Below are 11371 nucleotides of genomic sequence, written 5' to 3' on the forward strand. Positions count from 1 at the left end.
AACGAATCGGGAATGCGCGGAAATACTTTGTCATTTCGCTCACTGCGGCACGGGCAACGCCTGTTGTCAGAGTGATAGTCACGCGGCGGACATGCCGGTGACCCGCCACTTCCCGGCCACGCGTTCTGCCGTGACGCTCAGCTGGGCCGCGCCGGTGCTGTGCTGCCCGTCGCCACGAGTGCCGGTCTGGTCGAGGAACACCAGCAGGGCCGCGCGGTCGCCGTCGAGCAGTTTCACCCCGGACGCGACGGCGGTCGAGGTGACCACGAGCTGCTGGTCCGCGGCGAGCTTGCGGACCTGGCCGAAGAGCTGGTCGTACTGCGCGAGGGCCGGGCCGGCGAGAAGTTCTTTCGCCGCCTGCTCGTTCTTGGCCGGCTCGTCGTAGCGGTAGGAGAACAGCGTGCCGAGCGCGGCACCGATCTGTTTCCCGGCGTCCGCGGTGCCCGCGACATCGGAGAGCGCGGTGTTGTGCGCGACGACGGCGTTCGTGCTCCGCGTTTCGAGCGTGAACCACCCGGCGAGCCCGGCCATCACGACCGCGACCACCGCGAGCACCAGCCGCCCCCGGCGACGCGGTCGCACAACCGGCGCCTCGACCGACGCCGACGCCGAAGCCGGGGCCGGGTCGTGGTGGCGGCCGGCGACCTTCACCGAACGCTTCTTCGTGGGCACGGTCATGGCGCCTCCCCCGTCGGGACCTGGCCCAGCCCGGTGACGCGCCAGCCGTCCGGGCCGCGGGTCAGGTCGGCCTGGAACCGGTTGCGTTTGGTCACGGCGTCGCCGCCTTCGGGCGCCACCACCAGCTCGACCGACGCGATCAGCTTCGCCGTGCCCGCGCCGGTGTCCACTTCGGTCACCGCGGCGTCGGTCACCTTGCCGGTGGTGACGGTCTTCGCCTGCGAGATCCGGTCGAGACTGCCTTGGCGATCGGCCGCCAGCTCGTCGTGCAGCGCGCCACCCGACAGGTCGAGCCAGTGCTGGTACCCCGGTGCCGCCTGCCGGTAGTCCAAAGTGGTCAGTCCGGCGACGGCGGTCCGGCCCGCCGCCAGTGCGTCCTCCCGGACGACCGCCCGCGCGACGCCGTCGTCGTGCGCCGCCTGCCACCAGGTGAACCCCGACCACCCGGCCGCGGCGGTCGCCACGACCGCGGCCAGCCACACGAAGATCCTCACGGCCGTCCTCCCGGTGCGTTCTGCGAACCCCGCACGTTCGTCGGGTCGCCCTTCGGCAACGCGCAGCGCGCGGCCGTGTTCAGCGGCCGGGCCGACGTGTCGAGGCCGTCGCGGTAGGGCGTCGTGTACCCGGTGGTGCACGGCGGTGGGTCGAAGAAGGTGAGCGACAGCCCGAAGTGCGCGCCGTCCGGCCGGATCACCGCCGTGCCCGCGGCGACCGCCTGCGGCGCGGTGATCAGCAGCTGCCGCACCCCGCTTCGGCGCGTTTCGAGGACGTCCGCGGTGGTCAGCAGGTTGGCCAGCAGGACGCCCAGCTGCGGCCCGGAGTCGCGGATCAGCGCGCCGACCTCGTTCGCGGCGGCGGGCACCGCCGGGATGAGCGTGCGCAGGTCGCCGTCGGACTGCTTCAACGTCGAGGCCAGGAGTTTCGCGTTGGCGCCGAACTCGCGGATCGCGCCGGCCTGCTGCACCTGGGTGTCGAGCACGACGTGCGCGTCGGTGACGAACCGGGTCAACGGCGCGACGTGCGCACTCGCCGCCTGCACGAACTCGATGCCGCGCCCGACGAGCTGGTCGAGCGCCGGGCCGGCGTCGGACGTCGCGTTGTACAGCTCGTCGACGACCGTGCGCAGCGCCGGCTTCGGCACCGAGTTGGCGAACGAGTCCACTGTCGACAAGACGACGTCCACCGGCAGCGGGATCTTCGTGTCCGCCTGGGTGATCACCGAGCCGTCCCCCAGCTTCGGCCCGCCGTCGCTGCGCGGCCGCAGGTCGACGTACTGCTCGCCGATGGCCGACCGGTCGGCGACGACGGCCTCGGTGTCGGCCGGGACCGGCGCGGTGCCGGAGTCGATCTCGAGGTCGGCCTCCATTCCGGCCGGGGTCAGCCGCAGCTCGCCGACGCGGCCGATCGGCACGCCGCGGTAGGTGACCTCGGCGTTCGTGAAGATGCCGCCGCCGGTCGGGAACTGCGCCTTCACGGTGTAGCCGCGGTCGAAGAACACCTTGTCGAGGCCGGCGTAGGTGGCCCCGACGTAGGCGACGCCGAGCACCGCGATGACGGCGAAGAGGGTCACCTGAACGCGTACGAACCGGGTCAGCATCAGTGGCCCACCTTGAGGAACCCGTTGAGGTAGTCGCCGCGGATGGTGTCGAGCGCGGCGTCCGGGAACGGGAAGGTGAAGATCATCTCCATCGCCTTGGGCAGCTTGTCCCCGGAGTCGGCGAGCCGCCGCAGCAGCGGTTCGAGGGCCTTGAGGTCCGCGACGAGGTCGTCCTTGCTCTTGTTCACCGTGTCGACGGCGACCGAGGTCAGCCCGTCCAGGGACTTGAGCATCCCGACCAGCGCCTCCCGCTGCTGGTTGAGGACGCCGATGCCGGGGGTCAGGCCGTTGAGCGTCGTGGTGATCTGGTCGGTGTGCGCGTTGAGCGTCTGCGCGAGCTTGTTCACGCTCTCGATGGCCCGCGTGATCTCGGTCCGGTGCTCGTCGAGGCCCTTGACGAAAGCGTCCAAACTGGACAGCAGGCTGCGCGCCGCGGTTTCGCGCCCGCCCAGTGCTTCGTTGAGCTGGTGGCTGATGTTCTGGACCTGAGCGACACCGCCGCCGTTGAGCAGCAACGACAACGCGCCGAAGACCTCCTCGATCTCCGGGGTCAACGTGGACTGGTCCAGCGGGATGGTCGCGCCGTCGAGGAGCCGGCCCGACGGCGTCGCGTCGCCCGGTGCGGCCAGCTCGACGAACTTCTCGCCGAGGATGCTGGCCTGCCGCAGCCGGGCGACGGCGTTGCCCGGCAGGTCGACGTCGCCGTTGAGCAGCAGGTCGACGATCGCGCTGTGCCCGTCCGGCGCCAGCTCGACCTTGACGACCTGCCCGACCGGGACGTCGTTGACCTTGACACCGGACTGCGGCACCAGGTCGAGGACGTTCGTGAAGCTCGCGGTCACGTGGATCGGGTGGTCGCCGAGCGCGGCGCCGCCGGGCAGCGGGATGTCGTAGACGCTGACCCCGCGGCCGCAGCCGGTGGTGACCAGCGCGAGCGTCACGACCGCGGCGAGCTTGACCAGGGACTTCATTTCGGCTCCGGGAACTCGAGGAGGTTGCCGCGGCCGTCGATGGTCCCGTTCGCCTGGTCGTACGCGCCCAGCAGGTTCGACAGGGCGTTCGGCGCCGCTTGAAGTGCCTCGGAGAGCGAATCCTTCTGGTTCACGAGCACCTTCGTGACGTCGGCCAGTTTGTCCACATCGGACTGCACCTTGCCGCGGTTGTCCTTGATGAACCCCTGCACGACGGTCAGCGCCTGGGTCAGTTCGGTCAACGCGCCGGAGAACTGGTCGCGCTGGTCGGCGAGGACCTTGCTGAGCGACGCGATCTGCGAGATGGCCTGCTTCACCTGGCCGTCGTTGGCGGCGAGCATCGCGGTGAACCTGCTGATGTTGTCGACGGACCCGAACAGGTCGTCTTTGGAGTCGCTCGCGGCGCGGGCGAACTCGCCGAGGTTCTTGATCGCCGTGCCGATGGTCTGCCCGTTGCCGTTCAGGTACTCGGCCGACTTGGTCAGCACCTCGCTGACCGCGCCGTCCTTGTTGGCGCCCTGCGGGCCGAGCGCCGTCATCAGCTGGTTCAGGCTGTGCAGCAGGTCGTCGACCTCGACCGGAGTCGCGGTGCGCTCCCGGGGAATCGACGCGCCATCGGCCAGCTGTGGCCCGCCCTGGTAGACGGGCGTGATCTGCACGTACCGGTCGGCGACCAGGCTCGGCGTGATCACGACGGCGCCCGCGCTGGCGGGCAGCTGGACGTCCGGCTTCAGCGTCATCGTCACCTTGACGTCGGTGCCGTTCGGTTCCACTTTGGACACCGACCCGATCGCGACGCCGAGGACACGGACGTCGGAGTTCGGGTAGACGCCGACCGCGGCGGCGAAGTACGCGGTCAGGGTCCGCTCGGCGGGCGCGGTCGCGAGTGGCCACACCGCCGAGACGACGAGCGCGAGCACGACGCCGACCGTGAGCGCCCGCAGGCGAGTCCGTCGGCGTGCCCGGCTTCCCAGGTCGATGAGCTGGTGGGCCATCAGCGTCCCCCGTTCTTCGGCGGCAGGCAGCTGCCCGGCGTGGTGCCGGTGGGGATGAGCCCGCAGATGTAGGTGTCGATCCACCGGCCGTTGCCGACGGCGTTGCCGAGCAGCCGGTAGAACGGCCCGGCCAGGCGCAGGCTGTCCTCCAGCTTCCCCTGGTTCCGCTGCAGCACGGTGGCGACGCGGTCGAGCTGGTCGAGCGCCGGGCCGAGCGTCCGCTGGTTGTCCGCGACCAGCCCGCGCAGCTGGATCGAGAGGTTCTTGATGCCGCTGAACAGCGACGCGATCGCGTCCTTGCGCGCGTTCAGCTCGGTGAGCAGGGTGTTGCCGTCGCGGATGAGGGCCTGGATCTGGTCAGAGCGCTCGCCGAGCGTCTTGGACACCTGGTTGGTGTTCTGAAAGAGCTTGACCAGCTCGTCGTCACGGGACGCAAGCGTTTGCGACAAGGCGGCGATGCCGTCGAACGCGGTACGCACGTCCTGCGGTGCCGACGCGCCGAGCGTGTCGGACAGGACGCGGAACGCCTGCGCGAGCTGGTCGGTGTCGATCGCCCCGACCGTGCTCGCCAGGTCGTTGAACACCTCGGTGACGTCGTAGGGCGAGCTGGTGCGCTCGGCCGGGATCGGCTGGTCCGGGTTCAGCTCGGCGTTGCCGACCGGGTCGAGCACGAGGTTCTTCTGGCCGAGCAGCGTCTTGATCTTGATCGCCGCCGTCGTCCGGTTGCCGACCCAGGTGTCCTTGACCCGGAACAGCACCTCGACGTGGTCGCCGGCCAGCCGCACGTCGGTGACCTCGCCGACCTTCACCCCGGCGACGCGGACCTCGTCGTTCGGCTTCAGCCCGGCTGCCTCGTGGAACTCGGCCTTGTACGTCGTCCCGCCGCCGAGGAACGGGAGGTCGTCGGAGAAGAACGTCGCGCTGCCGGCCAGCGCCATGACCAGCGCGGTCACCGCGCCGACGGCGATCGGGTTCCGGCTGCGGAACGGCTTGATCCGGGGCGGTTTCATCGGCACCTCGCGGCCGTGACGGGGATGCCCGGCGGCGGCCCGCCCGGCGCGGGTTTGGCGTCGGACTCCACCGAGCAGAGGTAGAAGTTCGCCCACGAGCCGTAGGAGAAGAGCGTGCCGATGCGGTCGAGCTTCTTCGGCAGGTTGTCGATGAACTGCTGGAACACCGGGGTGTTGTCGGCCAGGTTCTTCGACAGGTCGCCGAGCGCGGCGATGCTGCCCTTGAGCGGCTGACGTCCTTGCTCCAGCAGCCCGGCGGTGGCGGTGGTCAGCTCGCCGAGCCCGCCGATCGCCTGCCCGATCGGTTTCGCGTCCGCGGCCAGGCCGGTGACCAGCTGCGCGGTGGTGTCGACGAGCGCGTCGAACTGGTCGCCCTGGGCGTTCACGGTGTCGAGCACGGTGTTGAGGTTGCCGATCACCTGGCCGATCACGGCGTCCTTGCCGGCCAAAGTGGACGTCAGCGACGCGGTGTGCCGCAACAGGCTCTCGATCGTGCTGCCCTCGCCCTGCAGGACCTGGATGATCTCGAACGACAGCTGGTTGACGTCGTTCGGTGACAGGGCCTGGAAGAGCGGCTTGAAGCCGTTGAACAACGCCGTGAGGTCGAGCGCGGGCTTGGTCCGTTCGAGGGGGATCTGCGCGTCTTCGCCGAGGGTCGGCGACGTGTCGGTGGCACCCGGGTCGACCGAGAGGTAGCGCTGCCCGACGAGGTTGCGGTAGCGGATGGTGATCGAGGCCGACGCCGTCAGCCGGTGCGTCCGGTCGACGGAGAACGCGACGTCGGCCAGCCGGTGTTCGACCACCTTGACGGAGTCGACCTGGCCGATCCGGACGCCGGCCATCCGGACCTCGTCGCCGGGGTTGACCGACGTCGCGTCGGTGAACCGGGCCGTGTAGCCGATGGTCGCGCCGACGCTGGAGTTGGCGATCGTGATGGCGAGGATCCCGGTGGCGACGACGGTCACCAAGAAGAAGATCAGGCCCTTGATCGCGGGCCCGGCGACGCTCCTCATCGGACGGTCACCTCCGTCCCGCGCAGCGCCGGTCCGATCAGGACACTGCTCCAGTCCGGGACGTCACCCAGCGCCGGCTTCAGCAGCTCGGCGACGAGCTGCCGCTCACCCGCCGAGTTGGCCGGACCGAGGTCGCCGTCTCCTGGGGACGCCGCGCCGCCGCCGTAGCACTTCGGGCCGCCGGTGGCGTCGAACCGCGGGGCGTCACGGCCGGGTACGTACTTTTCGCGCGGGTCCTGCACGGTGAGCGTCACGTGCAGGCCCGGTTCGTTCGTGCCCTTGCCCAGCGCCTTCTCCATCAGCGGCTTGAGCCGGTTGACCGCGTCGAACAGGCACGGGAACTCCGGTGAGTACTGCGACAGCAGCTCCAGCGATGCCCGGCTTTCGGTCGAGACACCGATGATGTTGTCCTTGTTCTTCCGCAGGAAGTCGTTCAGGTGCCCGGTCGCGCTCGTGACGCTGGTGTACAGGTTGTCGAGGTCCGCACGGGTGTCCACAATGGTCTTGGCCGTGGTCGACAGGTCGCTGAGCGCCCGCAGGATGTCCGGCGCGGCGGTCGTGTAGACGTCGGCCGTGTTCGCGAGCCCGGTGATGTCCGCCTTGAACTGCGGCATCAGCGGGTTCACCTGGGCGAGGAGGTCCTGCAGCTTCACGATGCTGTCGCCGATCGGCTGACCCCGGTTGTCGAGGGCCTGGGAGATCGCGCCGAGCGAGCTGTTCAGCTTCTGCGGCTGGACCGCGCGCAGCAGTGGCAGCAGGTCACCGAGGACGCGTTCCAGCTCGATCGCGCTGGACGAGTGGTCCTGCCCGATAACGTCCCCGGCCGCGAGCTTCCCTTGTGGACGGTCCGGCAGCACGAGGTTGACGTACCGCTCGCCGAACACTGTCTTCGGCAGGAGCCGCGCGGAGACGTTCCCGGGCAGCGTCCCGATCTTCGCCGGGTCGAGCGCGAGGTCGATCTCGGCACCGGTGCGTGTGCTGCGGACCGCCCGGACCTCGCCGAACGGCACACCCTTGACCTTCACCTCGGCGGTCGGCGCGAGCTGGTTGCCGACCCGGTCCGCCCGCAGCGTCACCACTTCCGAGTCGTCGAAGTCCTTGTCGTAGAAGGCGACCGCGAGATAGCCGAGCAGGACGAGCACGCCGAGGAACGCGACCCCGGCGAGCTGCGTGCCGAACCGGCTCATCCCGACACCTTCACCGTGGTCGTCGCGCCCCAGATGGCCAGGGACAGGAAGAGGTCGAGGACGCTGATCAGCACGATCGACGTCCGCACGGCGCGGCCCACCGCGACGCCGACACCGGCCGGCCCACCACTCGCGCGATACCCGTAGAAACAGTGCGTCAGAATCACGCCGACGCTGAAGACGAGCACCTTGCCGAACGACCACAGGACGTCGCCGGGCGGCAGGAACAGCGTGAAGTAGTGGTCGTAGGTGCCGCCGGACTGTCCGAAGAAGACGACTGTGGTGAGCCGCGAGCCGAGGTAGGAGATCAGCAGCCCGACGACGTACAGCGGGACGATCGCGATGAACCCGGCGATGATCCGCGTCGTGACCAGGTACGGCATGCTCCGCACGGCCATCACTTCCAGCGCGTCGATCTCCTCGGAGATCCGCATCGCGCCGAGCTGCGCGGTGAACCCACTGCCCACAGTGGACGAAAGCGCGAGCCCGGCGACCAGCGGCGCGATCTCCCGCGTGTTGAAGTACGCCGTCAGGAAGCCGGTCATCGCGGAGATGTTGATCTGGTTGAGCGCGCTGAAGCCCTGCAGCCCCACGGTGACGCCGGTGAACACGCACAGCCCGACCATCACGCCGATCGTGCCGCCGATCACCGCGAGCGCGCCGCTGCCGAACGTCACCTCGGCCAGCAGTCGCACGACTTCGCGGAAGTAGCGCGTCACCGCGACCGGGACGGCCGCGAGCGCGCGGACGTAGAAGAGCAGCTGGTCGCCGAGGTCGAACAGCCGGTCGCCGGGTTTGCCGAGGATGGCCACTCAGGTCCCCTTCGCCGGAACGAGTTGCAGGTACAGGGCGGTGAGCACGGTGTTGACGAAGAACAGCAGCAGGAACGTGATGACGACGGACTGGTTGACGACGTCGCCGACGCCCTTCGGGCCGCCCTTGGGGTTGAGACCGCGGTAGGACGCGACGACCCCGGCGAGGTAGCCGAAGATCACCGCCTTCACCGAGCTGACGACGAGGTCGGGCAGCTGCGCGAGGGCGTTGAAGCTGGCCAGGTACGCGCCGGGCGTGCCGCCCTGGATGATCACGTTGAAGAAGTAGCCGCCGAGCACGCCGACCACACTGACCAGGCCGTTGAGCAGCACGGACGCGCAGACGGCGGCCTGCACGCGCGGCACGACCAGGCGCTGGATCGCCGAGACGCCCAGCACCTCCATCGCGTCGATCTCCTCACGGATGCTGCGCGCGCCGAGGTCGGCACAGATGGCGCTGCCGCCCGCGCCGGCGATGATCAGCGTCGTCACGATCGGGCTCGCCTGCTGCACGACCGCCAGGACGCTCGCCGCGCCGTTGAACTGCTGGGCGCCGATCTGGCTGGTCAGCGAGCCGAGCTGCAGCGAGATCACCGCGCCGAACGGGATGGAGACGAGGATCGCCGGCGCGATGGACACGCTGGCGATGAACCAGAACTGCTGGACGAACTCGCGGACCTGGTACGGCCGCCGGAACATCGCGAGGATGATGTCGAGACCCATCGCGCACATGCGGCCGAACTCGCGCAGGCCGTTGGCGGCTCGCTGCTGCACCTGGATCGTCATGCCTTGCACCCGGCGCTGAAGCACCGCAACGTGAGGTTCGAGACGAAGGTGTTGCCCGGCCCCGAAACCAGGCCGGTGAGCAGCCGGCTCAGGTCCTCGTGCCCGACGCAGCCGGCGAACGACGGCGTGGTGAACGTGGACGTCACCTTCACCGGTGGAGCCGGCAGCGAGATCGGCACCAGCGCCTTGATGGTGACCGCCGCGGGCTGAGCCGTCCGGCAGTCCGGCCCGACGGCGAGGGCCTTGCCGTCCACTTCGACGTCCGAGAGCTTGATGAACACCTTCGCGGTCACGTCCGTGTCGGCGCAGATGTTGGTCTGCGTGGCCTTGCAGTCCTTGTCCTTGCCGGTGTGCACGGTGGCCGTTCCGGTGGCGTCGCCGTCCGGGATGATCTCGACCCGACCGGTGGTGGCCATGAACCGGAACGCCACGAAGTACCCGTCAGTGGGCGGGATGGCCAGCTTTCCGGTGATCGGCACGGTGTTGGTGAGGCCGCCCAGTGTGCCGTCGAAGGTGCCCGGCGGGAAAGCGATGTCGGAACCGAGCTTGGCCACGTGGCTCGTGGTCGGCTGCTGGGCGTCCCCGAGGGTGAACCCGAAGGGGATCTCCGTGGCCGCTTGCGCTTGAGGCACGGTCTCGCCCGGCGCGGCTTCCGCGGCGCCGAGCGAGAACGCGGTCAGGACCAGCACGAGCAGGAGCGGCACCGCGCGTGTCAGCACTGACATCCGTAGTTCCTCATGTCCCGTAGTCACTCACGATTCCTGTTGTCACCCTTCACTTCTTGGTCAGGTTCACTTCCAGCTTGTTGCCGGGGCCGGAGGTGATGCCGGTGATCAGGCCGGTGAGGAAGCCACAGCCGGTGAACTGCGGGATGCCGTACGTCGCGGTCAGCTTGCCGCCCTTGAGCGGGTCGAACCCGGCCGCCGAGGCGAGCGGCACGTCGGCCGGCTTCACCGTGTGGCAGGACGTCGACGACAGGATCGGGAAGCCGAACACGCGGACCTTGGTGAGCTGGACGTCCACCTGCGCGTTCGCCTTGACCGCGCCGGCGGTGAGCGTGCCGTTGATCGCGCCGACCTGGACGAGCTTCACGGTCGCGGACGCCGGGATGAAGCCGAGCACACGGAAGTCCACATCGGACTTCGGCAGCGCGAGCCGCGCCCCGAACCTGCCGGACGCCGCGTCGAGCTTGGCGTCGAGGCTGCCCGGGCCGAGCGGCAGCGTGGCGTGCAGCTGCTTGAGGGTCGACTTGCCCTTCACCGAGTACTTGACGTCGATGCCGCCCGGGGGCGTGGTCGGCTGGGTCGTCGGCGTGGTCGGTTCCGTGGTGGGCGTCGTCGGCTCGGTCGTCGGGGTGGTCGGTTCCGTCGTCGGAGTCGTGGGCTCCGTCGTCGGCGTGGTCGGCTCAGTGGTCGGAGTCGTCGGTTCGGTCGTCGGGGTCGTGGGCTCCGTCGTCGGAGTCGTCGGCTCAGTGGTCGGGGTCGTCGGTTCCGTCGTCGGGGTCGTGGGCTCCGTCGTCGGAGTCGTGGGCTCCGTCGTCGGCGTGGTCGGCTCAGTGGTGGGCGTCGTCGGTTCCGTCGTCGGCGTGGTCGGCTCGGTCGTCGGAGTCGTCGGCTCAGTGGTGGGAGTCGTCGGTTCCGTGGTCGGCGTCGTGGGTGTGGTCGGGGTCGTCGGCGTGGTGGGCGTCGTCGTGCCGCCCGCCGGCTTGATCTCGAACGTGCCCAGCTGCTGGTTCTGGCCCGGCACCGCGACGCAGTCCGAGGTGAACGTGCCGAGGTCGGTCGGCTGGCCGTCGGCGGTGCGCGGGGTCATCGTGGTGCTGAAGTTCCCGACCGTCACCGACGCGGTGCCGGGGCTGGGGAACGTCACGGCCGGCGCCTTGCCGCTGCTCTTGACGTGGAACGCACCCGATGCCGGCACCGGCGTCGAGGCGATGGTCAGCGGCAGGCTCAGGTTCAGCGTCTTGTCGACCGGGTACTTGAGCTGGGCCGCGGCCTTCGCGCTCCCGTCCAGCGAGGTGGCGCCGACCAGCGTCAGCCCCTCGGTCGCGGTCTCCGGCACGGTGACGTCGACGTCGAAGGTGATCGGCGTCGACGCCCCGCCCGCGACGGCGTCGTCGGGCAGGTTCGTGTCGATCTTGACCGTCAGGACCTGGTCGCCGATCAGCGGGAACGGGCAGTTGTAGTTCAGCGTCAGGCTCACCGGCGCGGCCTGGCTCGGCCCCGCCCCGACCAGCGCGACGGTCGCCGCGATGCCCGCGACCGTCGCGACGGCGAGGCCGTAGGCGGGCTTTCTCGACTTCCACGGAAACTTCACGGCTCG

At 69.7% G+C, this 11371-nt stretch carries 12 protein-coding genes; all 12 read right to left on the minus strand.

What is annotated here, in order from left to right; all coding sequences use genetic code 11:
* Nucleotides 1-78 precede the first annotated feature (78 nt).
* The 12 genes from ACZ7PG_RS23995 to ACZ7PG_RS24050 are packed head-to-tail and all read right to left on the minus strand — an operon-like array spanning nt 79 to nt 11365.
* Nucleotides 79-678 (minus strand): hypothetical protein, encoded by a 600-nt coding sequence (locus tag ACZ7PG_RS23995; protein ID WP_470241324.1) that lies wholly within the window; start codon nt 676-678, stop codon nt 79-81.
* A complete protein-coding gene (locus tag ACZ7PG_RS24000) occupies nt 675-1172 on the minus strand; it encodes a hypothetical protein (protein WP_470241325.1) in 498 nt (165 codons plus the stop codon). The genes ACZ7PG_RS23995 and ACZ7PG_RS24000 overlap by 4 nt, the downstream gene beginning before the upstream one ends.
* Nucleotides 1169-2275 (minus strand): MlaD family protein, encoded by a 1107-nt coding sequence (locus tag ACZ7PG_RS24005; protein ID WP_470241326.1) that lies wholly within the window; start codon nt 2273-2275, stop codon nt 1169-1171. Before ACZ7PG_RS24005 ends, ACZ7PG_RS24000 begins: the two co-directional genes overlap by 4 nt.
* Nucleotides 2275-3246 carry an MCE family protein gene (locus ACZ7PG_RS24010; protein ID WP_470241327.1) on the minus strand — a complete coding sequence of 324 codons (972 nt, stop codon included), beginning with the start codon at nt 3244-3246 and terminating at the stop codon, nt 2275-2277. Before ACZ7PG_RS24010 ends, ACZ7PG_RS24005 begins: the two co-directional genes overlap by 1 nt.
* A complete protein-coding gene (locus ACZ7PG_RS24015) occupies nt 3243-4241 on the minus strand; it encodes an MCE family protein (RefSeq protein WP_470241328.1) in 999 nt (332 codons plus the stop codon). The genes ACZ7PG_RS24010 and ACZ7PG_RS24015 overlap by 4 nt, the downstream gene beginning before the upstream one ends.
* Entirely contained in the window at nt 4241-5251 is a 1011-nt protein-coding gene (locus ACZ7PG_RS24020; RefSeq protein ID WP_470241329.1) for an MCE family protein, read from the minus strand. Before ACZ7PG_RS24020 ends, ACZ7PG_RS24015 begins: the two co-directional genes overlap by 1 nt.
* Nucleotides 5248-6264, minus strand: a complete 1017-nt coding sequence (locus ACZ7PG_RS24025; RefSeq protein ID WP_470241330.1) for an MCE family protein — start codon at nt 6262-6264, stop codon at nt 5248-5250. The genes ACZ7PG_RS24020 and ACZ7PG_RS24025 overlap by 4 nt, the downstream gene beginning before the upstream one ends.
* Entirely contained in the window at nt 6261-7451 is a 1191-nt protein-coding gene (locus ACZ7PG_RS24030) for an MCE family protein (protein ID WP_470241331.1), read from the minus strand. Before ACZ7PG_RS24030 ends, ACZ7PG_RS24025 begins: the two co-directional genes overlap by 4 nt.
* Nucleotides 7448-8263 carry an MlaE family ABC transporter permease gene (locus ACZ7PG_RS24035; RefSeq protein WP_470241332.1) on the minus strand — a complete coding sequence of 272 codons (816 nt, stop codon included), beginning with the start codon at nt 8261-8263 and terminating at the stop codon, nt 7448-7450. The genes ACZ7PG_RS24030 and ACZ7PG_RS24035 overlap by 4 nt, the downstream gene beginning before the upstream one ends.
* The gene (locus ACZ7PG_RS24040) at nt 8264-9049 is read right to left on the minus strand and encodes an MlaE family ABC transporter permease (RefSeq protein WP_155541429.1); all 786 of its coding nucleotides are present in this window, start codon (nt 9047-9049) and stop codon (nt 8264-8266) included.
* Nucleotides 9046-9774, minus strand: a complete 729-nt coding sequence (locus ACZ7PG_RS24045) for a hypothetical protein (protein WP_470241333.1) — start codon at nt 9772-9774, stop codon at nt 9046-9048. The genes ACZ7PG_RS24040 and ACZ7PG_RS24045 overlap by 4 nt, the downstream gene beginning before the upstream one ends.
* A 49-nt stretch (nt 9775-9823) precedes the next feature.
* Nucleotides 9824-11365, minus strand: a complete 1542-nt coding sequence (locus ACZ7PG_RS24050; protein ID WP_470241334.1) for a DUF6801 domain-containing protein — start codon at nt 11363-11365, stop codon at nt 9824-9826.
* Nucleotides 11366-11371: the final 6 nt, after the last annotated feature.

The sequence above is a fragment of the Amycolatopsis sp. NPDC114504 genome, assembly GCF_055633595.1.